Here is a 23,894-nt window from a genome sequence, read left to right as displayed (position 1 = left end):
CCTTTCTTTTGATTCAATCAGGCGATTTCTCCTATGCGTTTAAACCCCAGCCAACAACGTGCCGTCGAATTTGTTACCGGTCCCTGTCTGGTGCTGGCGGGCGCGGGATCGGGCAAAACCCGCGTGATTACCAATAAAATCGCCCATCTGATTCGTGAATGCGGCTATCAGGCGCGCCATATCGCCGCGGTGACCTTTACCAATAAAGCCTCGCGCGAAATGAAAGAGCGTGTGGCGCAGACGCTGGGCCGTAAAGAGGCGCGCGGCTTGCTAATCTCGACCTTCCATACCCTGGGACTGGAGATCATCAAGCGCGAAACGGCGGCGCTGGGCATGAAGTCGAACTTCTCGCTGTTCGACGATCAGGATCAGCTTGCCCTGCTGAAAGAGCTGACAAAAGAGTGGCTGGAAGAGGATAAGACGCTATTACAGCAGCTCATCTCCACCATCTCGAACTGGAAAAATGATCTGATCGATCCACAGGGTGCCGCTGCGCTGGCGCGCTCGCAGCAGGATACTATTTTTGCCCACTGCTATGCCCTTTACAGTCAACATCTTAAGTCGTGCAACGTGCTGGATTTCGACGACCTGATCCTGCTGCCGACGCTGCTGCTGCAGCGTAATCAGGAGGTGCGTGAACGCTGGCAGCAGCGTATCCGCTATCTGCTGGTGGATGAGTATCAGGATACCAACACCAGCCAGTATGAGCTGGTCAAATTGCTGGTTGGCGCGCGGGCGCGCTTCACGGTGGTGGGTGATGATGATCAGTCAATCTACTCCTGGCGCGGTGCGCGGCCGCAGAACCTGGTGCTGCTGAACCAGGATTTTCCGGCGCTGGAGGTGGTGAAACTGGAGCAGAACTACCGCTCTTCGCAGCGCATATTGAAAGCGGCGAATATCCTGATTGCCAATAACCCGCACGTATTTGAGAAACGGCTGTTTTCAGAGCTGGGTCAGGGCAGCGAGCTGAAAGTGCTGACGGCCAACAGCGAAGAGCATGAGGCGGAACGGGTCACCGGTGAACTCATCGCGCATCACTTTATCAACCGGACGCAGTACAAAGATTACGCGATTCTTTACCGTGGCAACCATCAGTCACGGACCTTTGAAAAGTTTCTGATGCAGAACCGCATCCCTTATCGCATCTCGGGTGGTACGTCGTTTTTCTCGCGGCCCGAAATCAAGGATCTCCTCGCCTATCTACGTGTACTGACCAATCCTGAGGATGACAGCGCGTTTCTGCGCATCGTCAATACGCCGCGCCGCGAGATTGGCCCGGCCACGCTGCAAAAGCTCGGTGAATGGGCAAACCTGCGCAGTAAAAGCCTGTTTAACGCCAGTTTTGATGTCGGCCTGGGGCAGACGCTGAGTGGTCGTGGTCTGGAACATCTGCAGCGGTTTACCCACTGGCTGAATGAGATTATCCAGCTAACCGAACGTGAGCCGGTGAACGCAGTGCGCGATTTGATTCGCGGCATCGACTACGAAAGCTGGCTGTTCGAAACTTCCGGCAGTCCGAAAGCCGCAGAAATGCGGATGAAGAATGTCAACACGCTGTTTCAGTGGATGACCGAAATGCTGGAAGGCAGCGATATCGATGAGCCAATGACGCTGGCGCAGGTGGTGACGCGCTTTACCCTGCGCGACATGATGGAGCGCGGCGAAAGCGATGAAGAGCTGGATCAGGTGCAGCTGATGACGCTGCACGCCTCCAAAGGTCTGGAGTTCCCCTATGTGTTCCTGGTGGGCATGGAAGAGGGACTGTTGCCGCATCAGAGCAGCATCGATGAGAACAATATCGAAGAGGAGCGTCGCCTGGCTTATGTCGGGATCACAAGGGCGCAGAAAGAGCTGACTTTTACCCTGTGTCGCGAACGCCGGCAATATGGCGAGTTAATTCGCCCTGAACCGAGCCGTTTTCTACTGGAGCTGCCGCAGGACGATCTGCAATGGGAGACTGAGCGCAAAGTGGTTAGTGCGGAGGAGCGGATGAAAACCGGGCAGAGCCGGGTCGCCGGTCTGAGAGCGATGCTGGATAAGGCGAAAAAGAGTTAAACCGGTGCTGGAGGCGAAGAATATTCGCCTCACGCGAGTGCGATTACGACAGGGTTAATAACCAGTGGACGTAAGACTGATAATGGCTTTCCTGCTCCAGCAGCTCACTGCGCAGTGGATGGGCCTCCAGCCAGCCAGCGGGCAGGGTCAGATGCAGGGCATCATCGTCTGCCTGTAGCCGCACCGCAGGCAGGGTGTCATCGCGCCGGCGGGTGGAGAAAATAATCGCCAGCCGCAGTAGACGGCACATCCGTTCTGCCAGACGCGGCGGCAGGGCATTTTGCTGAGTCAGCAAAGCCAGGTCGATGCTGCCTCTCTGGTTTTGCAATAAACAGGCCAGCAGCTTCTTCTGCGCCGGTGTGAAGCCAGGAAGATCGAGGTGACGCACCAGATACGCCGCATGCTGTGGCGCATGACGGAAGTCGACGCTCAAACCGATTTCGTGGATCGCACAGGCGCTGAGCAGCAACTCACGACAGCGCTGATCCAGCTTCCACAGCGTGGAAACCTGACGGAAAAAGCACTCTGCCAGCTGACGCACACGATCTGCCTGCTCCACATCAATGCTGAAACGCCGCTGGACGTTGTGCAGTGTGCGGGTCCGGATATCGCGGTCGATGGGCAGATGCAGCATGCCGTAGACCAGACCTTCACGCAGCGCGCCGCCCGCCAGCGTCATGCTATCGATGCTGAGTTCCTGAAAGATGGCGATCAGGATCGACAGGCCACTGGGAAACACCAGCGCCCGTTCCAGCGTCAGCCCTTCGATTTCCAGCTCTTCCAGTTTGCCGCACTGAATGGCTCGCTGCTTTAGCTGCTGCAGTTTACTCAGTGTGATGCGCTCATCCATGCCCTGCGCCACCATGATCTCCTGCAGCGCCTGAACCGTACCTGATGCACCGACACAGGCCTGCCAGCCCTGCTCACGCAACTGCGCGGCAATGGGCTGGATCATCTCACGTGCCGCCAGCTCAGCCTGGTCAAAATTCTCTTTTGCCAGATGACGATCGCTGAAGAAGCGCTCCAGCCACGTCACGCAGCCCATCGAGAGACTGAACAACACCGACGCATGCGAGCCATCGCCGGTTGCCAGCTCGGTGCTGCCGCCACCGATATCGACCACTAAACGCTGGTCGGAGCCGCCTGTGGTATGTGCCACGCCCTGATAAATCAGACGCGCCTCTTCTTCACCGCTGATCACGTTGATGGGACAGCCGAGAATCTGTTGAGCGGTGTCGAGAAATGTCTGCGCATTGCCGGCCAGACGCAGCGTGGCGGTTGCCACCACGCGAATCTGATCGGAGGGGATATCCTGCAGCTGTTCAGAAAACAGTCTGAGACATTGCCAGCCACGTGACATGGCGTCGGCTGACAACAGGTTATTTTTATCCAGACCGGCAGCAAGGCGAACCTTGCGCTTAATTTTTGCAATGGTCTGAATACTGCCAGAGACCTCGCGCACCACCAGCATATGAAAGCTGTTAGATCCTAAATCAATCGCTGCATAAAGTGACGACGCGCTTAGCATGGTGGCCTAACCTGAACGTTTACGGTTGTTGTTGCGTGGAGCACCGCGACGATTGGCGTTATTCCCCCCGCGACGCGGGCCATTGCCGGAACGGCTACGTTGCAGACGCTTAGGCGGCGGTAAATCTGTTAACAACGCTTCGCTGCTGTACTTACTGACCGGAATGCTATGGCCAATGTACTCTTCAATCGAAGGCAGATTCAGCGCGTACTCTTCGCAGGCCAGGCTGATAGAATGTCCGCTGGCGCCCGCACGGCCGGTACGGCCAATGCGGTGAACGTAATCTTCACAGTCATCTGGCAGATCGTAGTTAAAGACATGGGTAACCGCTGGAATGTGCAGACCACGGGCAGCCACGTCAGTGGCGACCAGAATATCCACATCGCCTTTGGTGAAGTCATCCAGAATGCGCAGGCGCTTTTTCTGAGCAACGTCGCCGGTCAGCAGGCCGACACGGTGTCCATCCGCTGCCAGGTGGCCCCAGATATCTTCACAGCGGTGCTTGGTATTGGCGAAGATAATGGCGCGATCGGGCCACTCTTCTTCCAGCAGGGTCTGCAACAGGCGCATTTTCTCTTCGTTAGACGGATAGAAAAGCTCTTCCTGAATGCGATGACCAGTTTTTTGCTCCGGTTCTACTTCCACATATTCAGCACTGTTCATGTGCTCAAATGCCAGTTCACGGACGCGGTAGGAAAGGGTCGCGGAGAACAGCATGCTCAGACGCTGGGTAGCAGGCGGCATACGACGGAACAGCCAGCGAATATCTTTAATAAAGCCGAGATCGAACATGCGATCGGCTTCGTCCAGCACCATGACCTGAATGGCACCGAGGTTAACGTGATTCTGTTTCGCATAGTCGATGAGGCGACCGGTGGTGGCCACCAGAATATCAACGCCCTGCTCCAGCACTTTTAGCTGTTTATCATAACCGTCTCCGCCATAGGCGAGACCCAGTTTCAGGCCGGTTGAAGCGGTAAGGGGTTCGGCATCCGCATGAATCTGCACAGCAAGTTCACGCGTCGGCGCAAGAATTAATGCCCGTGGCTGGTTAACCTGACGACCTTCCGCCGCAGGATGAGAGAGAAGATGATGAAACGTTGACGTCAGAAACGCCATCGTTTTGCCGGTACCGGTTTGCGCCTGGCCTGCAACATCACGCCCTGAAAGCGTAAAAGGCAGAGCTAACGCCTGAATCGGCGTGCAGTACTGAAAGCCTTTAGTATCAAGGGCTTCCACCACTTTTGGGTGCAGGGCGAAGTCGGAAAACTTCTGTTCAGTTAAGTGTGTTTTGCTCATAGTGTGGTAGAATATCAGCTTACTATCGCTTTACGAAAGCGTATCCGATGAAATAAAGTCAACCAACATTGGTATATTTTACGCCAATTCGCCAGGCATAATCTTGTGGAGTAAAACATGAGCAGCGATAAAATCGTTCATCTGACTGATGACAGTTTCGACACCGACGTGCTGAAAGCCGATGGCGTTACACTGGTAGATTTCTGGGCTGAATGGTGTGGTCCTTGCAAAATGATCGCGCCAATCCTTGATGAAGTTGCAGAAGAGTATGATGGCAAGCTGACCATCGCTAAGCTGAATATTGATGATAACCCAGGCACGGCACCGAAGTATGGCATTCGTGGTATCCCGACGCTGCTGCTGTTTAAAAATGGCGAAGTCGCCGCGACCAAAGTGGGCGCGCTGTCTAAAGGCCAGCTGAAAGAGTTCCTGAACGCCAATCTGGCGTAATTCAGGGCTGAACGTCTGGCAGTAGTGAATTTATCTCCCGCTGCTGGACGTTCGCTTTCAGGCGTGCTAAGTTACCAACACTGCATTACGAACTTACCTTGTAGTTAGCATCTTAAAGTTTTCCCTTGTTGAAGCCTGTCGCCCTGTACCTTATAAAGATAGAACGGTTCAACAATCTTACGGTTAGCTCCAACTCTGGCATCACATTCGGACATCTCCCTGCATACCGATCGCCATTCCATACAATGATCGTCGGGAAGAGCCGAAAAGAGCCATTAACGGCATGGATTAGTTGCCATACCATTCACGAAAAACATTCCGAGTATTACCCCGAGTTTAAGAACCCATCACTATGAATCTTACCGAATTAAAGAATACGCCGGTTGCTGAGCTGATTACTCTCGGCGAAAATATGGGGCTGGAAAATCAGGCTCGCATGCGCAAGCAGGACATTATCTTTTCAATCCTGAAGCAGCACGCGAAAAGCGGCGAAGACATCTTCGGTGATGGCGTGCTGGAGATCCTTCAGGATGGATTTGGATTCCTCCGTTCCGGAGACAGCTCCTACCTCGCCGGACCTGATGATATCTACGTTTCCCCCAGCCAAATCCGTCGCTTCAACCTCCGCACTGGTGACACCATTTCCGGCAAAATCCGTCCACCAAAAGAAGGTGAACGCTATTTTGCGCTGCTGAAAGTTAATGAAGTTAATTACGACAAACCAGAAAACGCGCGTAATAAGATTCTGTTCGAAAACCTCACGCCGCTGCACGCAAATAAACGTCTGCGTATGGAGCGGGGTAATGGCTCAACGGAAGATTTAACCGCCCGCGTACTCGATCTGGCCTCGCCGATCGGTCGTGGCCAGCGTGGTCTGATCGTTGCACCACCGAAAGCCGGTAAAACTATGCTGCTGCAGAACATCGCGCAGAGCCTGGCATATAACTACCCGGATTGCGTGCTGATGGTGCTGCTAATCGACGAGCGCCCGGAAGAAGTTACCGAGATGCAGCGTCTGGTGAAAGGTGAAGTTATCGCCTCAACCTTTGATGAGCCAGCCTCACGTCACGTTCAGGTTGCTGAAATGGTTATCGAGAAAGCCAAGCGTCTGGTCGAACACAAAAAAGATGTTATCATCCTGCTCGACTCCATCACACGCCTGGCGCGTGCCTACAACACCGTGGTTCCTGCTTCAGGTAAAGTCCTGACCGGTGGTGTGGATGCCAACGCCCTGCATCGTCCAAAGCGTTTCTTTGGTGCTGCACGTAACGTGGAAGAGGGCGGTAGCCTGACCATCATCGCGACCGCGCTGGTTGATACCGGTTCGAAGATGGATGAAGTGATTTACGAAGAGTTTAAAGGTACCGGTAACATGGAACTGCACCTCGCCCGTAAAATTGCTGAAAAACGTGTCTTCCCGGCGATTGATTACAACCGTTCCGGTACGCGTAAAGAAGAGCTGCTAACCTCTCAGGAAGAGCTGCAGAAGATGTGGATCCTGCGTAAGATTATTCACCCGATGGGCGAAATCGACGCAATGGAATTCCTCATCAACAAGCTGGCGATGACCAAAACCAATGATGAATTCTTCGACATGATGAAGCGTTCTTAATCCGATACTGCCAGGCCGAACCACAGATTCGGCTTTTTTAATCCAGATGCGCAGAAAATCGACCTTACGCCACGTCTCAACGTGGCGTTTTTCATTTGTGAGCTATAGGATTGAACACTGGCAGGAGCATTTATAATGACTGTGGTAGCGATGGCGAACGTTTAACCGTTCGTCTGTCTCTTTATGCAGAATTCGGAATCTGACACAGCGATCGGCGCGTATTTTCGCGTATTGTTGTGCGGGATGTTAGCTGAGAGCGTTTAACGTGAATTTACTCACTATGAGTACTGAGCTTGGTTTAATTTTTCTCTTTTCCCTGGCTTTCCTCTTTTTTGCTCGAAAAGCAGCTAAAAAAATTGGTTTAGTTGATAAGCCTAACTCACGTAAACGCCATCATGGCGCAATTCCGTTGGTGGGCGGCATTTCTGTGTTCGCAGGTATCTGCTTTACGTTTGCCATTACCAACTACTACCTGCCACACGCGCTGCTCTATCTGGGCTGTGCCGGTGTCCTGGTGCTGGTTGGCGCACTGGATGACCGTTTCGATATCAGCGTTAAAATCCGCGCAGTGGTGCAGGCCATTGTTGCCCTGGTGATGATGTTTGGCGCAAAACTCTATCTGCTCAGTCTGGGCTTTATTGTCGGCCCGTTCGAACTTATCGTGGGGCCATTTGGTTATGTGCTGACGCTTTTTGCCGTCTGGGCCGCGATCAACGCTTTTAATATGGTGGATGGGATAGATGGTCTGCTCGGCGGACTCTCCTCGGTCACCTTTGCTGCCATGGGGATCATCCTCTACTTCGACGGCCAGACCAGCCTTGCGATGTGGTGTTTTGCGATGATTGCCGCCACGCTGCCTTATATCCTGCTTAACCTCGGCTTCCTTGGGCGCCGTTTCAAAGTCTTTATGGGCGATGCCGGCAGCACCATGATCGGTTTCACCATTATCTGGATTCTGCTGGAAACGACGCAGGGTCTGAGCCATCCCATTACCCCCGTCACCGCACTGTGGCTCATCGCCATTCCCCTGATGGATATGGTAGCGATTATGTATCGCCGCCTGCGCAAAGGCATGAGTCCGTTTTCGGCTGACCGTCAGCACATCCACCATCTGATTATGCGTGCTGGCTTTAGCTCACGTCAGGCCTTTGTTCTGATTACCGTTGCGGCGGCCATCCTCGCAGGTATTGGTGTGCTGGGTGAATATCTGGCGTTCATTCCGGAATGGGTGATGCTGCTGCTGTTCCTGGGGGCTTTTATGGTTTACGGCTACTGCCTGAAACATGCGTGGCGCGTGGCGCGACGTATCCGGCGCATCAAGCGTCGTCTGAGCCATCATCGCGACGCAAAAAACAAATGAACCCGATGCTGATAAAGGATAACTCTGCCATGCGTTCTGACGTTGTGGATAACGAACTGGATATTCGCAGCTTTTGCTGCCGTTTATGGCGTGGCAAGCGCTGGATCATCGGGCTTGCACTGCTGTTTTCTCTGGTCGCCTGGCTGGCCACACTGCTGCTAAAACAGGTCTGGAGCACCACGGCAATCACCGATCGTCCGACGGTGAACATGCTGGGTTCTTACTATGCGCAGCAGCAATTCCTGACCAATCTGGATGTACGCAACAACGCCTTAACGCTTGCTGCGCCTACGCCTACGGTGATGGATCAGGTGTATCAGGAGTTCACTATGCAGCTTGCCTCCTGGGATACGCGGCGTGAGTTCTGGCAGCAAACGGATTACTACAAGAGTCGTAAAACCGGCAATGCGCATAATGATGCCACGCTGCTCGACGATATGATCGGCAATATCCTGTTCACGCCCGCTGACGCGGCACATAACCTGCCCGATAACGTCAAACTCAAAGCAGAAACCGCTGGCGACGCCAACAACCTGCTGCGTCAGTACATCGCCTACGCCAGCGAGCGCACCGCGCGTCATCTGAATGATGAGTTAAAAGGTGCCTGGCGGGCGCGTACCGACCAGTTGCAGGCGCAGGTGAAACGTCAGGAAGATGTGGCTAACGCGGTGTTCCAGCGCCAGCAACATCGGCTGGAGCAGGCGCTGAAGATCGCCAGCCAGCAGGGCATCAATGAGAAACAGACGCGTGAGGCGGGTGAGAATCTGGCAGACAGCGACCTGTTCCTGCTGGGTCAGCCCGTTTTACAGGGACAGTTGGATACCCTGCGCGCCACCGGTCCGAGCTTTGATATCAGCTATGATCAGAACAGAGCAATGCTGACCACGCTGCAGACCGGACCAAAACTGAACAGTAAGTTCCAGACCTACCGTTATCTGCGTACGCCGGAAGAGCCGGTATCACGTGACAGTCCGCGACGTCTGTTCATGATGATTATGTGGGGTGCCGTTGGGGCATTAACAGGCGCGGGAGTGGCGCTGGCACGTCGTCCGCGTCTGATGTCAGACACGCATAATTGAGAGAAACAGTGTGAAAGTTCTGACCGTATTTGGTACTCGTCCGGAAGCGATCAAAATGGCGCCGCTGGTTCAGGCGCTGGCGCAGGATCCCGCTTTTGAATCGCGACTGTGCGTCACTGCGCAGCATCGCGAAATGCTCGATCAGGTGCTGCGTCTGTTCAAGCTGGAACCGGACTATGATCTCAATATTATGCGCCCTGAGCAGGGGCTGACCGAGATCACTTGCCGCATTTTAGAGGGCATGAAAACCGTGCTGCTCGACTTCAAACCGGACATCGTGTTGGTGCATGGTGACACCACAACAACGCTGGCGGCGAGCCTGGCGGCATTTTATCAGCAAATTCCCGTCGGGCATGTGGAAGCCGGTCTGCGGACCGGCGATCTCGCCTCGCCGTGGCCGGAAGAGGGTAACCGCAAGCTCACCGGCCATATTGCCCGTCTGCACTTCACCCCCACCTCACGGTCGCGTCAGAATCTGTTACAGGAGAATCTGCCCGATGTGCGCATTGTCGTGACCGGCAATACGGTCATTGATGCGCTGCTGTGGGTTCGCGATCGGGTGCTGGATGACAGCAATCTGAATGCCCAGCTGGCAGCGCGATACCCGTTTCTCGACCCGGATAAGAAACTGGTGCTGGTCACCGGTCACCGACGTGAAAGCTTTGGTGGCGGCTTTGAGCGTATCTGCAGCGCGCTGGCGCAGATTGCCCGCCAGCATCCCGAGACGCAGATTGTCTATCCGGTGCACCTCAATCCGAACGTCAGCGAGCCGGTTAACCGGATACTCAGTGGCATTGAAAATATCATCCTGATTGAACCGCAGGAGTATCTGCCTTTTGTCTGGCTGATGAACCGCGCCTGGCTCATCCTCACTGACTCTGGCGGCATTCAGGAGGAAGCCCCGTCGCTGGGTAAACCGGTGCTGGTGATGCGTGATACTACTGAGCGGCCTGAAGCGGTTGATGCTGGTACCGTTAAACTAGTGGGGACAGATATCGCCAGAATCGTAGCCAGTGTAGGCGAATTGCTGAGCGACGACGATGCCTGGCATGCGATGAGCCATGCCCATAACCCGTATGGTGATGGCAAAGCCTGTGGTCGTATTTTACAAGCCTTAAAAGATAACCGAGCCGAATTATGAGTTTTGAAACCATCTCCGTGATTGGACTGGGATACATTGGGCTGCCGACGGCAGCCGTTTTTGCCTCAAAGGGAAAAAAAGTGGTGGGCGTGGATATCAACGCGCGCGCCGTTGAAATTATCAATCGTGGCGCGATTCACATTGTGGAACCCGATTTAGATCAGGTAGTGCATGCCGCCGTTACGCGTGGTGACCTGCGCGCCACCACGCAGCCGGTAGCCGCCGACGCCTTTCTTATCGCCGTACCGACCCCTTTCAAAGATGCGCATCAACCCGATCTCCGCTTTGTGAAAGCCGCGGCGGAGTCGATCGCGCCGGTACTGAAGAAAGGCGATCTGGTGATTCTGGAGTCAACCTCACCGGTGGGCAGCACCGAAAAAATGGCCGAATGGCTGGCTGCGGCGCGTCCCGACCTGCGCTTTCCGCAGCACGGAGAGACGCCCGATATTTTTATCGCCTACTGCCCGGAGCGCGTGCTGCCGGGTCAGGTGATGGTTGAGCTGATTAATAACGACCGGGTCATTGGCGGCATGACGCCCGCCTGTTCCGCCCGCGCCAGCGCGCTCTATCGGCTGTTTTTAAAAGGGGAATGCGTTGAAACCAATGCCCGTACCGCCGAGATGTGCAAGCTGACAGAAAACAGCTTCCGTGACGTGAACATCGCCTTTGCCAATGAGCTGTCGCTGATCTGTGCCGATCAGGAGATTAACGTCTGGGAGCTGATTGCGCTGGCGAATCGCCATCCGCGTGTCAACATTCTGCAGCCGGGTCCAGGCGTCGGCGGTCACTGTATCGCCGTCGATCCCTGGTTCATCGTGGCGCAGAATCCTGAATTAGCCCGTCTGATCCGCACCGCACGCGAGGTCAATGATGCCAAGCCGCAGTGGGTGCTGGACCAGGTGAAAACCGCGCTGGCGGACTGCCTGACGCAGACTGGCAGGCGCGCCAGCGATCTGACCATCGCCTGCTTTGGCCTGGCCTTTAAACCCAATATCGATGACCTGCGCGAAAGTCCGGCAGTGGGCGTGGCGCAGAAGATTGCTGAGTGGCATAGCGGCACCACCTGGGTGGTCGAACCGCACATTGCGCAGCTTGCTGACGTACTGGCAGACAAAGCTGAGCTGGTCTCCAGCGAGCAGGCGCTGGCGCAGGCCGATATTCTGGTGATGCTGGTGGATCACCGCGCCTTCCGCGCCATTGAGGCCACTCAGGTTCAGCAGAACTGGATTGTCGATACCAAAGGTGTCTGGCGATGAAACGCTTTCTGATCACTGGCGGTGCCGGGTTTATCGGTTCGGCGCTGGTGCGCTTTCTGATCGCAGAAACCGAACATCAGGTAGTGGTGGTCGATAAACTCAGCTACGCCGGAAATCTGGCGTCAATCGCCAGCGTTGCCGACTCGTCCCGCTTTCGTTTTGAGCAGGTAGATATCTGTGATCGCCCGGCGCTGGATCAGGTTTTTGCCCGCCATCAGCCAGACTGCGTAATGCATCTTGCGGCTGAAAGCCATGTTGATCGCTCGATTGACGGGCCGGTGGCCTTTATCGAGACTAATATTGTCGGGACCTATCAACTGCTGGAAGCCGCACGTTTTTACTGGCAAAACCTGGATAACGCGCGCAAAACCACCTTTCTGTTCCACCATATTTCGACCGATGAGGTCTTTGGCGATTTGCATGAAAGCCAGACTTATTTCACCGAGACTACGCCTTACGCGCCAAGCAGTCCTTACGCCGCCAGTAAGGCAAGCAGCGACCATTTAGTGCGAGCCTGGCTGCGCACCTACGGTCTGCCCACGCTGGTTACCAACTGTTCAAACAACTATGGTCCCTGCCATTTCCCGGAAAAACTGATCCCGCTGACCATTATTAATGCGCTGAACGGAAAAGCCTTACCGGTTTATGGCAACGGACAGCAGATTCGTGACTGGCTCTACGTCGAAGATCACGCCCGTGCACTCTATCAGGTGGTCAGTCAGGGCAAGCCAGGCGAGACCTATAATATTGGTGGTCATAACGAGCGCCGCAATATTGAGGTGGTCGAAACTATCTGCAGCCTGCTTGAAGAGCTGGCCGCAGCGCAGAAACCTGCAGGGCTGGCGCATTACCGCGACCTGATCACCTATGTCACTGACCGCCCCGGTCACGATCAGCGCTACGCCATTGATGCCAGTAAAATTGCGCATGAACTTGGCTGGGTGCCGCAGGAAACCTTTGAAAGCGGCATGCGTAAAACGGTGGCATGGTATCTGGCCAATCCCACCTGGTGGCAAGCCATTCTGGAGGGGCGCTATCAGGGCGAACGCCTCGGTTTATCGCAATAAACCCGCGTAAGGAGCAGCGATGAAAGGCATCATTTTAGCAGGAGGGTCGGGCACGCGGTTACACCCGATAACCCGTGCAGTATCAAAGCAACTTCTGCCGGTCTACGACAAACCGATGATCTACTATCCGCTGTCGGTACTGATGCTGGCGGGTATTCGCGACATCCTGTTAATTACCACTCCGGAAGACCGGGCACAGTTTGAACGACTGCTCGGCGATGGCAGTGAATTTGGGATACACCTCAGCTATGCGGTGCAGCCCCATCCCGATGGGCTGGCGCAGGCATTTATTATCGGCGAATCTTTTATCGGCGATGATAATTGCTGCCTGGTTCTGGGTGATAACCTCTATTTCGGCCAGGGCTTCAGCCCCAAGCTGCGGAAAGTCGTTGAACAGAATCGTGGCGCAACGGTGTTTGGCTATCAGGTTATGGACCCGGAACGTTTCGGTGTGGTGGAGTTTGACGATAACTTTAAGGCGATCTCGATTGAAGAGAAGCCACCGCAGCCGAAATCGCGCTGGGCGGTAACCGGCCTCTATTTTTATGACAATCAGGTTATCGAATTTGCGAAACAGGTTAAGCCTTCAGCGCGAGGCGAGCTGGAAATCACCGCCATTAATCAGATGTATCTGGAGCGCGGTGAGCTGACGGTCGAACTGCTAGGGCGAGGTTTCGCCTGGCTGGATACCGGTACACACGACAGCCTGGTGGAAGCCAGCATGTTTGTGCAGACGGTGGAAAAACGGCAGGGCTTTAAAATTGCCTGCCTGGAAGAGATCGCCTGGCGTAACAGCTGGCTGAGTGATGATCAGCTGCGGGCCGCGGGAGAAGCGCTAACAAAAACCGGCTACGGCCAATACCTGCTGGATTTATTACATGCCCGTCCACGTCAATATTAATCCCCTTAGCTGGGAGAGCGCGTTCTTCGGTGTTGAAACCGTGCGGCTGGAGCCGATGGGTGACATCGCGCTGGAACAGGCGCTGCACCATCCCTGTGCACTGATTCAGATGAAAGTCGCTGCCAGCGAGACAGCATTAATCGATACGCTGCAGCAGCATCAGTTCCAGCTGGCAGAAGGCGAAGCGGACCTGACGCTGGCGATTAAAAAGACTGAACGGCAGGCGGGAATTCGCATTGCGCGGGAGGCGCAGATCCCGCTACTGCGCGATGCGGCTTCTCAGCTATTCAGCCAGAGCCGTTTTCGCGCCCCCTGGTATGCCCCGGACGCCAGCGGACGCTTCTATGCGCAGTGGATTGAAAATGCGGTGCGCGGCACGTTTGATGATCAGTGTCTGGTGGCGAGTGATGACTCGGGCCAGTTGCAGGGTTTTGTTTCGCTACGCGCGGTGGAGGGCGATGCCCGCATTGGCCTGCTGGGCGTACTGCCTGACGCGCAGGGCCAGGGGCTGGGTCAGCGACTGATGCTGGCGGCAGCAGACTGGGCGCGGGTACGACAACTGACTCAGTTACGGGTTGCCACCCAGCTCAGTAATCTCATGGCGATGCGCCTCTATTTACGCAGCGGTGCCCGGCTCGACAACACCGCGTACTGGTTTTACAGGAAAGGTCATGATTCCATTTAATGCGCCCCCGATTGTGGGCACAGAAATTGAGTATATGCAGTCGGCGATGAACAGCGGGAAACTGTGCGGCGACGGTGGATTTACCCGTCGCTGTCAGCAGTGGATGGAGCAGCGGTTTGGTAGCAAAAAAGTGCTGCTGACCCCCTCCTGTACCGCTTCGCTGGAGATGGCGGCGCTATTAATCGATCTGCAGCCCGGCGATGAAGTGATTATGCCGAGCTACACCTTTGTTTCTACCGCCAACGCCTTTGTGCTGCGCGGCGCCCGCATCGTGTTTGTCGATGTGCGCCCGGACACCATGAACATTGATGAAACGCTGATCGAAGCGGCCATCACTGAAAAAACCCGCGCCATTGTGCCGGTGCATTACGCAGGCGTGGCCTGTGAAATGGATACCATTATGGCGCTGGCAGCGAAGCATAAGCTGTTTGTGATAGAAGATGCGGCACAGGGCGTGATGTCACGCTACAAAGGTCGAGCACTGGGCACTATTGGTCATATTGGCTGCTTCAGTTTCCACGAAACCAAGAACTACACCGCTGGCGGCGAAGGCGGCGCGACGCTCATTAACGACGCCAGCCTGGTCGAGCGCGCCGAGATCGTGCGGGAAAAAGGCACTAACCGCAGTCAATTCTTCCGTGGCCAGGTCGATAAATACACCTGGCGCGATATGGGATCGAGTTATCTGATGGCCGATCTGCAGGCGGCCTATCTCTGGGCCCAGCTGGAAGCAGCTGAACGGATCAACCAGCAGCGGTTACGCATCTGGCAGCGTTATTACGATGCATTACAGCCGCTGGCGGTTCAGGGACGCATCAGCCTGCCGGCGATTCCCGCCAGCTGTGAACACAATGCGCACATGTTCTACATCAAGTTGCGCGATCATGACGATCGCCAGATGCTGATCGACTGGATGAAAGAGGCCGAGATACTGACGGTGTTCCATTATATTCCGCTACACAGTTCGCCCGCTGGTGAACGGTTCTCGCAGTTTGTCGGCGACGATCGCTTTACCACCCTGGAAAGTGAACGCCTGCTGCGCCTGCCGCTGTTTTATAACCTGTCAGATAATAATCAGAGCACGGTTATTAGCTCGCTGCTGAGCTTCTTTTCCTGATGTCACTAGCCAGAGCCTCGGTGTGGACCGCGTCGTCCACGCTGGTAAAAATTGTGGCCGGTCTGCTGGTAATCAAACTGCTGGCAGTCAGCTTCGGACCTGAAGGGGTGGGTCAGGCGGGGAACTTCCGTCAGTTGATCACCGTGCTGGGTGTGCTGGCGGGCGCGGGCATATTCAATGGCGTTACCACCTATGTAGCACAGTATCAGCAGCAGCCAGCCCGACTGCGGGCGATGGTGGGCACGGCATCGGCCATGGTGCTGGGCTTTTCCGGTGTGCTGGCGCTGCTGTTTCTGCTGGCGGCGGCCCCCATCAGCACTGCGCTGTTTGGTCACGATCGCTATCAGGGCGTCATCCGTGTGGTGGCGTTTCTTCAGCTCGGCATCGCCTGGGCCAACTTTACCCTGGCGCTGCTGAAGGGCTATCGCGACGCGCGCGGTAATGCGCTGGCGCTGATTCTCGGCAGTCTGATAGGTCTGGCAGGCTATCTGCTTTGCTGGTGGCTGGGCGGCTATCAGGGCGCACTGACTGGCCTGGCGCTGGTACCGGCCTTGCTGCTGCTGCCTGCGCTAATGATGCTGAAACGCCGCGCGCCGCTGCCGCTTAGCTGGCTGCGTCCACAATGGCATCCTGAGCTGGCCCGTAATCTGACAAAATATACACTGATGGCGCTGATCACTGCCGTGACCTTGCCGGTCGCCTGGGTGTTGATGCGTAACCTGCTGGCGGAACAGCAGGGCTGGGCGCAGGTTGGATTGTGGCAGGGCGTGACCAGCATTTCCGATGCCTATCTGCAATTTATTACCGCGACGTTTAGTGTCTGGCTACTGCCGACGCTGGCGCGGCTCGACAACAAACGTGACATCGCGCGTGAGATTGGCCGGGCGCTGCGCTTTGTGCTGCCCGCCGTGGCGGTTGCCAGTGTTGGTGTCTGGGTGCTACGTGATTTCGCTATCAGCCTGCTGTTCTCTGACGCTTTTCGCGGGATGCGCGATCTCTTTGTCTGGCAGCTTTGCGGCGATGTGTTTAAGGTCGGAGCCTATGTTTTCGGATATCTGGTTATCGCCAAAGCCTCGCTGCGCTTTTATGTTCTGACTGAGATCAGCCAGTTTCTGTTGCTGACCCTGTTCTCACGCTGGTTGATCCCATTACATGGCGCGACGGGTGCGGCGCAAGCCTATATGTTTACCTATATGGCTTACTTTGCCCTGTGTTGTGGCGCTTTTATTGTTTACTGCCGGAAAAAATGACTTTAATTCACCTTTTGGGATCAGATATTCCCCACCACAATCTTACGGTGCTGCGTTTTTTCAACGATGTACTTAGCGTTGAGCACCCCGCGGCTTCACCACGCCATTTTATGGTGGTTACGCAGCAGCCAGAGAATCTGGCACTGTTCAGCGCGTTGCAGATAGAGTGCTTTGCCAGCAAAAAAGCGCTGGCACAGGCGGTACTGCAGCGGGCCAGAAATCGTCAGCAGCGTTTTTTTTGCCACGGTCAGTTTAACCCGTGGATCTGGCTAGCGTTACTCAGCGGTAAGCTGCGCCGGTCACAGCTGTTCTGGCACGTCTGGGGCGCCGATCTTTATGAGGATTCACGCAGCCTGAAGTTCCGCCTGTTCTATCTGGTACGCCGGATAGCGCAGGGACGCGTTGCACAGGTTTTTGCGACCCATGGCGACCTGCATCACTACCAGCAGCGCCATCGCCGCGTTCCCGGTTCACTGCTCTATTTCCCGACCAGAATGCCAGCTGCCGCCGTTGCGTCTCTCCCGTCTGAGCCTTTTACACTGCTGCTGGGCAACTCGGGCGATCCGAGTAACCGACATATTGAAGGTTTAAAAGCGATTCACGCGCAGTTTGGTGAGCAGGTGCGTATTGAGGTCCCCTTGGGCTATCCGCCAGGCAATGAGATTTACATCAGCCAGATTCAGGCCGCAGCTGATGCGCTGTACCCTCAGGGTCAGGTGAACCTGATGCGTGAAAGCCTGGCGTTTGATGATTATTTAGCTCTGCTGGCACGCTGCCATGTCGGTTATTTTATGTTTGAACGCCAGCAAGGGGTGGGAACGCTCTGCCTGCTAATCCAGGCCAACGTGCCGTTTGTCCTGACCCGCAAGAATCCATTCTGGCGTGATGTGGCAGAGCAGCAGCTTCCGGTATTATTCAGTGAAGATACGCTGTCGCCTGCGGTGATCGCCGAAGCACGCCGTCAACTGATGCGCTGTGATAAACAGGCTATCGCCTTTTTTGCGCCGGGTTATCTGGCAGGCTGGCGGGCAGCGCTACAGATCAGTGAAGGGGAGTTATCATGAGTCTTATGCAGTTTGGCGGCCTGCTGGTTGTCTATCTGCTGTCGCTGGTTTTTATTCTGACCCTGACCTGGCGGGAGTTTAAGCGTGTCCGTTTTAGCTTCCACCTGTTCTTCACCTTGCTGTTCCTGCTGACCTTTTACTTCGGTTTCCCGCTGACTTCCGTGCTGGTGTTTCGCTTTAATGTTGAGGTGGTGCCGGTGGAGAATCTGCTGGAGGCGCTGCTGTCGGCCACAGCGTTTTATGCCATTTATTACGCCAGTTATAAAGTGCGGCTGAAACCCGCTAATGCGCCTCCGGCGAAGCCCTGGCTGCAAATGAATCGGGTCGAAACCCACCTGACCTGCGTGATTCTGGCGCTGGTCGCGCTGGGAACCGTGACGGTGTTCTTTATCCACAATGGTTTTCTGCTGTTCCGCCTGACCGCTTATAATCAGATTTTCTCCAGCGAAGTGTCGGGCGTAGCGCTTAAGCGCTTCTTCTATTTCTTTATTCCGGCGATGCTGATCCCCTACTTTTTGAGTCCGACGCGCCGCAACTGGCTGCTGTTTCTGGTGGTAACGGTGGCCTTTGGTTTGCTGACCTACGCGCTGGTGGGGGGCACCCGCGCCAATATCATTATTGCGTTTGCCCTGTTCCTGTTTATCGGGATTACCCGTGGCTGGATCACTCTGTGGATGCTGGCAACAGCGGGCGTGCTGGCGATTGCCGGGATGTTCTGGCTTGCGCTGCGCCGCTATAACCTCGACGTCATGGGCGACGAGGCGTTCTATACCTTCCTGTATCTGACGCGAGATACCTTCTCGCCGTGGGAGAATCTCGCCCTGCTGCTGGATAACTACGCCAGAATTGAGTTTCAGGGGCTGGCGCCGCTGTGGCGTGATTTCTACGTTTTCATTCCGACCTGGCTCTGGCCGGATCGGCCGCTGGCGGTGTTAAACAGCGCAAACTACTTTACCTGGGAAGTGCTGAACAACCATTCTGGCCTGGCGATTTCACCCACGCTGATAGGGTCGCTGGTGGTGATGGGCGGCGTCTGGTCGATTCCGGTCGGTGCTGTCGCGGTAGGGATGATTATTAAAGCCTTTGATGCGATCTACCAGCGTGGTTGTCTTGAAACTAACCGTTACAGCGGCGCCATCCTGCAAAGCTTCTGTTTTGGCGCGGTCTTTAACATGATCGTGCTGGCACGCGAAGGACTCGATGCGTTCGGGTCACGCGTGGTCTTTTTCTGCATCATTTTTGCTGCCTGCCTGGGCATGGCTAAATTACTTTTTTGGTTACTGGATCGCGCAGGTTTGATTCGCGACCGCAGCAGGCGAGTGTTGCACAGCCCGATCTGATTAACCTCTGGAATTGACGGAAGATATGACAAAGTTAACGGATACGCCGCAGTACCGGATTCGCGGCGTTGAGTTGTATGGCTTCGAAAACATGCCGTCAGCGGTAAATTTTCTGATGCCGCCGCAGTGCGAACGCAGCGGCATTTTAGTGGCGATTAATGCAGAGAAGATCCTGACCGCTGAGCGGGATGAGGGATTACGCATGCTGTTAGCGCAGGCGGAATATGCGTACGCCGATGGCATCAGTATTGTGCGTTCGATTCGTAAAAAGTATCCGCAGGCGTTGGTGCAGCGTATTGCGGGTGCAGATTTATGGGAAGCGCTGATGGAACGTGCCGGGCGGGAAGGAACGCCGGTGTTTCTTATTGGTGGTCGCCAACAAGTGCTGGATGAAACCTGCAATAAGTTACGTCGTCAGTGGAATGTGAATATTGTCGGGGCGCAGGATGGCTATTTTATGCCAGCCGATCAGGATGCGCTGTTTGCCCGGATTGCGGCCAGCGGCGCGAAGCTGGTCACCGTGGCGCTGGGATCGCCGCGTCAGGAGCTGCTGATGCTGGCGTGCCGTGCGCACTGGCCTGATGCGCTCTATATGGGCGTTGGCGGAACGTACGATGTTTTTACCGGCCATGTGAAGCGTGCTCCTAAAATGTGGCAGCGGCTGGGGCTGGAGTGGCTTTATCGTCTGATTCGGCAGCCGAGCCGCCTGCGCAGGCAATTAAAACTGCTTAAATATTTACGCTATCACTGGCGTGGCGATCTCTGATATTGCTGATAAATGCCGCATTTTTCCGTGTTGCGAAAAAGGAAATGCACTATTTGTCGACAAAATGCACAAAGCGTAATCAAACGCGTCTTTTTATTTAAAAAGCACTAGACACGATGGGCGCTTATCTCTAGTATGCACATCCGCAACGGCGCTACGCGCCCGTAGCTCAGCTGGATAGAGCGCTGCCCTCCGGAGGCAGAGGTCTCAGGTTCGAATCCTGTCGGGCGCGCCATATCGTTTGTGCGCATGAGCTTCGGTGGTTGATTTACCGCAGTTGGCAGTAGAGATTTAAATGCTGCAGGTTTTGAACTTGTAACATTAAGTATTGTGGTGGCTATAGCTCAGTTGGTAGAGCCCTGGATTGTGATTCCAGTTGTCGTGGGTTCGAGTCCCATTAGCCACCCCAGATTTTGCTGGGATACGCGAAGGTGGCGGAATTGGTAGACGCGCTAGCTTCAGGTGTTAGTGTCTTAACGGACGTGAGGGTTCAAGTCCCTCTCTTCGCACCAGGCAAAACAGTTAAAAAAATCGGCGAGTAGCGCAGCTTGGTAGCGCAACTGGTTTGGGACCAGTGGGTCGGAGGTTCGAATCCTCTCTCGCCGACCATTTTAGAAACCTGTCTGAAAGGACAGGTTTTTTTTCGTCTGTAGCAAATGAGGATGAGGACCTCCGAAGGAGGTTTGAGCCGAGCGAAGCGAGACAACGTTGCTTTAGCAACGGCCCGCAGGGCGCTGCTCGCAGAGCAGCGTCATCCTCTCTCGCCGACCATTTTAGAAACCTGTCTGAAAAGACAGGTTTTTTTTCGTCTGAAGAAAAGTGGATGCGAGCCTGTGTAGGAAGATTTGGGTGGGTATGGCGAGATAAGTTTGCTGCAAATCCGAACCCGCGCAGGGAGCACGGGCAGAGGAGGAAAGCGTCCCGCGCCAGAGACGGTGCGGGACAAGCGGCCACGGATGGCATTAGCACCTTTCCGATCTGACCGTGCTCCCTTCGCGTTGGGTTTATCCATGGCTGCAGCGTCACTCTGCTTTGATTTCGCTCGCAGTTTGAACAGAACGTCAGCGTCGCGAATTGCCGACAAATAAGTCATTGTTATTGTTAATTTAACAGTAAGGATGACCTTGCTGTCTCCATTAGGAGACAGAAAAAGTGACTACTGTCGCTGGACACCGACACTTCCTGCAATGCCTCACAGAGTAAGTACTCAGCACTCTATTTAACCTGATGATTTATAAATACTTTAAAAATAAACCTTAACCTGGCACGGCTTGTGCAATACTTCTGCTGTAGATGCTCATTCCACCTCTTATGTCTGCTGATGCTACATAAACCTGGGAATGATGCAGAGCCAATTTTCGGTACCTGTTGTCTGCCTGCCTGTATCGCGTAAGCCTTACAGGGTTAACAGACACCACGTTGAGTCAGGTACCTCCCGGTTGTCTTACCGACCTGATCTTACACCTGCCACTGGCAGGTGTTTTTTTTTTGCCTTTGGAGGCGCGGTGGCAGATTGCAGGCACAAAAAAGCCGGGCGAGCCCGGCTTTTTCACCTCTGGAAACAGCATCAGACGGTGGGATTATTCTTCAGCGTCAGCAGTAATCCTTCACGGCGCATTTTCGCTGCCTCTTCAGGACGATGCAGACGATCATAGATATCCGCCAGCCACGCATAATCGAAGGCATCCGGACGCTGTGCCAGCGCCTGCTGCAGCGCTTCAGCCGCCTGCTGCCATTCTCCATGACGCATCAGCAACTGTCCCAGCGTACTGTGCAGCAACGGCGTTGCACCATGCTGTTTGATCTGCTGGCGTAATGCCTTATCCAGCGCTTCCGGATTACCGCTTTTAATGCGAGGCATCAGCAGTACCAGACGATCGTCATAATGACGCTTGAGGCCCTCCAGCACGATCGACTGCGCGGTGTCGTGATCGTTGCACTCAATCAGATGATCCGCCATGGCCACTTGCAGCGTCGTATCCTGACGGGTTTTGCGGCTCAGAGTGTTCCACCAGCGCTTCAGCCCATCGCTGCCCTGGTCGGCCATCGCCTGATTCATCAGCCCCAGCCAGGCCTGCTGCTGTAAGGCATCGCGATGCAGCTCATCGCCGACCTGCGCCTTCTGCATGGCGGGCAGAATATCCAGCAATGCACTCCAGGCGCCAGTACGGAGATACGCCTGTTCGGCAAGGCGCAGCACTTCAGGGTGGCGCGGTGCCACTTCCAGCAGACGATCGATGCTGTTACGCGCAGCGTGATCTTCATTCCGGGCCAGCTGAATACGTGCGCGGGCGATTTCCACCGGGATGGTATTGTTTTCAGACAGCTCTGCAGCACGTTCAAGATGCTGATTGGCACGGATTTCATCACCACGCTGTTGTGCGGCTTCTGCTGCCAGCAGGTAGTTGGCCACCGGCACATCAGCATGATCGGCATCTTTAGAAAGCAGTTTTTCCACCTGACGGTGGTCGCCTTCTGCCAGCTTCATCAGCGCCGACTGGGTGTGACGCTGGGCGCGACGGCGTTTACGTCCGGTAAACCAGCCACGGGTACGCGCGCCTGTGTGAAGCACGCGGCGCAGCAGCCATTCCACGGCCAGAATCACCAGCAGGCTGAGGATGAGGATAATGACCAGGCCGGTGACGCTGGTTTCGATGTTCCAGTTATCGGTCTGAATCAGCACGTAGCCCTGATGACCGGCAATCATCGGTCCCAGCACCACGCCAGCAATCAGCAGGATAAAGAGGATAAATACCTTAAGCATGCTTAGCCTCCCTGCTGATTAGCAGCGGCAGAAGGTTGCGCTAACAGGTTCCGAACGCGGGTCTGCATCAGCTGTTCCAGTAACGGCTGACTTTCCAGGTTATCCGGCAGGTCCATATTGATGTTCTGCTGGCTCAGCTCATCCAGCTGGGCAAGGAAGGCTTTGGTCGCGGCATCATTGGTGTCGTACCAGGCGCGAACCCAGGCGGAGACGGTATCGATAGATTGTTTATAAATCTCATCCTGATGACGTGGTACCGCCTGAGCAGCAATCAGCAGACGCGAGCGGATATTCTCACGCAAGTAAACATCCTGATTAGGTGCCAGCAGCGGCTGTGCGGTGTTATCGCGGCGGCGGATGGTAATAAAATCATCCATAAAGTTATGCCAGCTTTTCACCAGATTCTGACGCCATTCGCGTACGGAACCTGACAGTTCACCGCCATCGCTGTCCATCGGCGCATCATCGCTGTCGTTATCGGCCAGACGCAGATTATCAACGTTGTTCGACAGCTGATTCAGTTTGAGGATCACGCCGTCATAATCGACCTGCGTAACAGAAGAGAGGTTACTGATATCCTGGGTCAGCGCACGACGCACATTCATGACGCTGGGATCGTTCATGTCTGCCAGGCTGGCATCGGCGCTTTTCAGCAGTGCCGCGGCGGTGGTGACATCCTGATCGCTCCAGAGTTTGCGGCCTGCCAGTTTTACCAGATAGTCCGCCTGTGCCAGCAACCAGCTGCGAACGTCATTACCAGAAATCACGGCCACTTTTTCACGCAGTGTTTCCAGCTCTTTAGCTGACGCATTCTGCTGTTGCTGCGCTGTCTGCAGGGCGTTTTCTGCGCCACTCAGTTTCTGTGTCAGCTGCTGTTTATCGCTGCTGGCCTGCTGCTGCAACGTGCTTAACTGGTCGCTCAGCTTCTGATTGGTTTGTGCCTGTAAATCAGCCTGATGTTTCCCGTTAAGGTATAAACCCGCACCCATCGCCAGCGCTATGACAATCGCAACTGCACCCAACACCATGCCACCCTTTTTCGCATTACGCGGTGGTGTGCTGTTGCTGGAAGGAGAGCGGTCGACCGCTGGGGTGGTTTCTTCAACCATGGCGGAGGAGTCTTTTTGTTCCGTCATATGTGGCACATCCCATTGTTAAAG

Annotated in this window: 19 protein-coding genes, 4 tRNA genes and 1 other RNA gene; 20 read left to right on the top strand and 4 right to left on the bottom strand. The window is 55.0% G+C overall.

What is annotated here, in order from left to right:
• Positions 1–33: 33 nt before the first annotated feature.
• The gene (rep, locus tag WFO64_RS15200) at positions 34–2,055 is read left to right on the top strand and encodes a DNA helicase Rep (RefSeq protein WP_337012932.1); all 2,022 of its coding nucleotides are present in this window, start codon (positions 34–36) and stop codon (positions 2,053–2,055) included.
• 43 nt (positions 2,056–2,098) lie between these two features.
• Here the strand turns inward: rep and gppA are convergent, their stop codons facing one another.
• Together gppA and rhlB are read right to left on the bottom strand one after the other, a co-directional pair.
• Entirely contained in the window at positions 2,099–3,583 is a 1,485-nt protein-coding gene (gene gppA / locus WFO64_RS15195) for a guanosine-5'-triphosphate,3'-diphosphate diphosphatase (RefSeq protein ID WP_337012931.1), read from the bottom strand.
• A 6-nt stretch (positions 3,584–3,589) separates the two neighbouring features.
• Positions 3,590–4,882: an ATP-dependent RNA helicase RhlB gene (gene rhlB / locus WFO64_RS15190; protein ID WP_022624852.1), complete on the bottom strand. Its 1,293-nt coding sequence runs from the start codon at positions 4,880–4,882 to the stop codon at positions 3,590–3,592.
• Positions 4,883–4,999: 117 nt separating this feature from the next.
• Here rhlB and trxA point away from each other — a divergent pair, with 117 nt between their 5' ends.
• From trxA to WFO64_RS15095, 19 genes are all read left to right on the top strand, one after another.
• Positions 5,000–5,332, top strand: coding sequence for a thioredoxin TrxA (gene trxA / locus WFO64_RS15185; RefSeq protein ID WP_003851963.1), 333 nt, complete (start codon positions 5,000–5,002; stop codon positions 5,330–5,332).
• Between the two features lie 352 nt (positions 5,333–5,684).
• Entirely contained in the window at positions 5,685–6,944 is a 1,260-nt protein-coding gene (gene rho / locus WFO64_RS15180; protein WP_003851960.1) for a transcription termination factor Rho, read from the top strand.
• Positions 6,945–7,224: 280 nt separating this feature from the next.
• Positions 7,225–8,304 (top strand): UDP-N-acetylglucosamine--undecaprenyl-phosphate N-acetylglucosaminephosphotransferase, encoded by a 1,080-nt coding sequence (gene wecA, locus WFO64_RS15175; RefSeq protein ID WP_337012930.1) that lies wholly within the window; start codon positions 7,225–7,227, stop codon positions 8,302–8,304.
• A gap of 29 nt (positions 8,305–8,333) precedes the next feature.
• The gene (gene wzzE, locus WFO64_RS15170) at positions 8,334–9,383 is read left to right on the top strand and encodes an ECA polysaccharide chain length modulation protein (protein WP_337012929.1); all 1,050 of its coding nucleotides are present in this window, start codon (positions 8,334–8,336) and stop codon (positions 9,381–9,383) included.
• A 10-nt stretch (positions 9,384–9,393) separates the two neighbouring features.
• Positions 9,394–10,524 (top strand): non-hydrolyzing UDP-N-acetylglucosamine 2-epimerase, encoded by a 1,131-nt coding sequence (gene wecB, locus WFO64_RS15165; protein WP_337012928.1) that lies wholly within the window; start codon positions 9,394–9,396, stop codon positions 10,522–10,524.
• Positions 10,521–11,780: a UDP-N-acetyl-D-mannosamine dehydrogenase gene (gene wecC / locus WFO64_RS15160; RefSeq protein WP_337012927.1), complete on the top strand. Its 1,260-nt coding sequence runs from the start codon at positions 10,521–10,523 to the stop codon at positions 11,778–11,780. Before wecB ends, wecC begins: the two co-directional genes overlap by 4 nt.
• Entirely contained in the window at positions 11,777–12,847 is a 1,071-nt protein-coding gene (gene rfbB, locus WFO64_RS15155; protein ID WP_337012926.1) for a dTDP-glucose 4,6-dehydratase, read from the top strand. Before wecC ends, rfbB begins: the two co-directional genes overlap by 4 nt.
• A gap of 19 nt (positions 12,848–12,866) precedes the next feature.
• Entirely contained in the window at positions 12,867–13,748 is an 882-nt protein-coding gene (rfbA, locus tag WFO64_RS15150; protein ID WP_337012925.1) for a glucose-1-phosphate thymidylyltransferase RfbA, read from the top strand.
• On the top strand, positions 13,726–14,433 hold the full coding sequence (rffC, locus tag WFO64_RS15145; protein WP_337012924.1) for a dTDP-4-amino-4,6-dideoxy-D-galactose acyltransferase: 708 nt from the start codon (positions 13,726–13,728) through the stop codon (positions 14,431–14,433). The genes rfbA and rffC overlap by 23 nt, the downstream gene beginning before the upstream one ends.
• Positions 14,420–15,550 (top strand): dTDP-4-amino-4,6-dideoxygalactose transaminase, encoded by a 1,131-nt coding sequence (gene rffA / locus WFO64_RS15140; RefSeq protein WP_337012923.1) that lies wholly within the window; start codon positions 14,420–14,422, stop codon positions 15,548–15,550. Before rffC ends, rffA begins: the two co-directional genes overlap by 14 nt.
• A complete protein-coding gene (wzxE, locus tag WFO64_RS15135; protein ID WP_337012922.1) occupies positions 15,550–16,800 on the top strand; it encodes a lipid III flippase WzxE in 1,251 nt (416 codons plus the stop codon). Before rffA ends, wzxE begins: the two co-directional genes overlap by 1 nt.
• Complete coding sequence (locus WFO64_RS15130; RefSeq protein ID WP_337012921.1) at positions 16,797–17,864, top strand: TDP-N-acetylfucosamine:lipid II N-acetylfucosaminyltransferase; 1,068 nt, start codon at positions 16,797–16,799, stop codon at positions 17,862–17,864. Before wzxE ends, WFO64_RS15130 begins: the two co-directional genes overlap by 4 nt.
• Positions 17,861–19,204, top strand: a complete 1,344-nt coding sequence (gene wzyE, locus WFO64_RS15125) for an ECA oligosaccharide polymerase (protein WP_337012920.1) — start codon at positions 17,861–17,863, stop codon at positions 19,202–19,204. The genes WFO64_RS15130 and wzyE overlap by 4 nt, the downstream gene beginning before the upstream one ends.
• Positions 19,205–19,229: 25 nt before the next feature.
• The gene (gene wecG / locus WFO64_RS15120; RefSeq protein ID WP_337012919.1) at positions 19,230–19,970 is read left to right on the top strand and encodes a lipopolysaccharide N-acetylmannosaminouronosyltransferase; all 741 of its coding nucleotides are present in this window, start codon (positions 19,230–19,232) and stop codon (positions 19,968–19,970) included.
• A gap of 158 nt (positions 19,971–20,128) precedes the next feature.
• A tRNA-Arg gene (locus WFO64_RS15115) sits at positions 20,129–20,205 on the top strand.
• Positions 20,206–20,303: 98 nt separating this feature from the next.
• A tRNA-His gene (locus WFO64_RS15110) sits at positions 20,304–20,379 on the top strand.
• 16 nt (positions 20,380–20,395) lie between these two features.
• Positions 20,396–20,482: transfer RNA gene (locus WFO64_RS15105), tRNA-Leu, on the top strand.
• 20 nt (positions 20,483–20,502) lie between these two features.
• Positions 20,503–20,579 (top strand) — tRNA-Pro (locus WFO64_RS15100).
• Positions 20,580–20,611: 32 nt separating this feature from the next.
• Positions 20,612–20,741, top strand: a non-coding RNA gene (locus tag WFO64_RS15095) — RtT sRNA.
• 796 nt (positions 20,742–21,537) lie between these two features.
• Here the strand turns inward: WFO64_RS15095 and hemY are convergent.
• Both hemY and hemX read right to left on the bottom strand, forming a co-directional pair.
• The gene (gene hemY / locus WFO64_RS15090; protein WP_337012918.1) at positions 21,538–22,734 is read right to left on the bottom strand and encodes a protoheme IX biogenesis protein HemY; all 1,197 of its coding nucleotides are present in this window, start codon (positions 22,732–22,734) and stop codon (positions 21,538–21,540) included.
• 2 nt (positions 22,735–22,736) lie between these two features.
• On the bottom strand, positions 22,737–23,870 hold the full coding sequence (hemX, locus tag WFO64_RS15085) for a uroporphyrinogen-III C-methyltransferase (protein WP_337012917.1): 1,134 nt from the start codon (positions 23,868–23,870) through the stop codon (positions 22,737–22,739).
• Positions 23,871–23,894: the final 24 nt, after the last annotated feature.

This window comes from Pantoea sp. AS142, assembly GCF_037152305.1.
GTDB lineage: Bacteria > Pseudomonadota > Gammaproteobacteria > Enterobacterales > Enterobacteriaceae > Pantoea.
The sequence above is the reverse complement of the archived record's forward strand: the minus strand, read 5'-3'. Positions and strand labels throughout refer to the sequence as shown.

Excerpts from the sequence above, each read along its gene's own strand:
- rfbA (WP_337012925.1), top strand. The coding sequence starts at position 12,867 with ATGAAAGGCATCATTTTAGCAGGAGGGTCGGGCACGCGGTTACACCCG.
- gppA (WP_337012931.1), bottom strand. The coding sequence starts at position 3,583 with ATGCTAAGCGCGTCGTCACTTTATGCAGCGATTGATTTAGGATCTAAC.
- wecC (WP_337012927.1), top strand. The coding sequence starts at position 10,521 with ATGAGTTTTGAAACCATCTCCGTGATTGGACTGGGATACATTGGGCTG.
- hemX (WP_337012917.1), bottom strand. The coding sequence starts at position 23,870 with ATGACGGAACAAAAAGACTCCTCCGCCATGGTTGAAGAAACCACCCCA.
- wzxE (WP_337012922.1), top strand. The coding sequence starts at position 15,550 with ATGTCACTAGCCAGAGCCTCGGTGTGGACCGCGTCGTCCACGCTGGTA.
- rffA (WP_337012923.1), top strand. The coding sequence starts at position 14,420 with ATGATTCCATTTAATGCGCCCCCGATTGTGGGCACAGAAATTGAGTAT.
- trxA (WP_003851963.1), top strand. The coding sequence starts at position 5,000 with ATGAGCAGCGATAAAATCGTTCATCTGACTGATGACAGTTTCGACACC.
- rhlB (WP_022624852.1), bottom strand. The coding sequence starts at position 4,882 with ATGAGCAAAACACACTTAACTGAACAGAAGTTTTCCGACTTCGCCCTG.
- rffC (WP_337012924.1), top strand. The coding sequence starts at position 13,726 with ATGCCCGTCCACGTCAATATTAATCCCCTTAGCTGGGAGAGCGCGTTC.
- rfbB (WP_337012926.1), top strand. The coding sequence starts at position 11,777 with ATGAAACGCTTTCTGATCACTGGCGGTGCCGGGTTTATCGGTTCGGCG.
- wzzE (WP_337012929.1), top strand. The coding sequence starts at position 8,334 with ATGCGTTCTGACGTTGTGGATAACGAACTGGATATTCGCAGCTTTTGC.
- wzyE (WP_337012920.1), top strand. The coding sequence starts at position 17,861 with ATGAGTCTTATGCAGTTTGGCGGCCTGCTGGTTGTCTATCTGCTGTCG.
- wecG (WP_337012919.1), top strand. The coding sequence starts at position 19,230 with ATGACAAAGTTAACGGATACGCCGCAGTACCGGATTCGCGGCGTTGAG.
- WFO64_RS15130 (WP_337012921.1), top strand. The coding sequence starts at position 16,797 with ATGACTTTAATTCACCTTTTGGGATCAGATATTCCCCACCACAATCTT.
- wecA (WP_337012930.1), top strand. The coding sequence starts at position 7,225 with ATGAGTACTGAGCTTGGTTTAATTTTTCTCTTTTCCCTGGCTTTCCTC.
- rho (WP_003851960.1), top strand. The coding sequence starts at position 5,685 with ATGAATCTTACCGAATTAAAGAATACGCCGGTTGCTGAGCTGATTACT.
- rep (WP_337012932.1), top strand. The coding sequence starts at position 34 with ATGCGTTTAAACCCCAGCCAACAACGTGCCGTCGAATTTGTTACCGGT.
- hemY (WP_337012918.1), bottom strand. The coding sequence starts at position 22,734 with ATGCTTAAGGTATTTATCCTCTTTATCCTGCTGATTGCTGGCGTGGTG.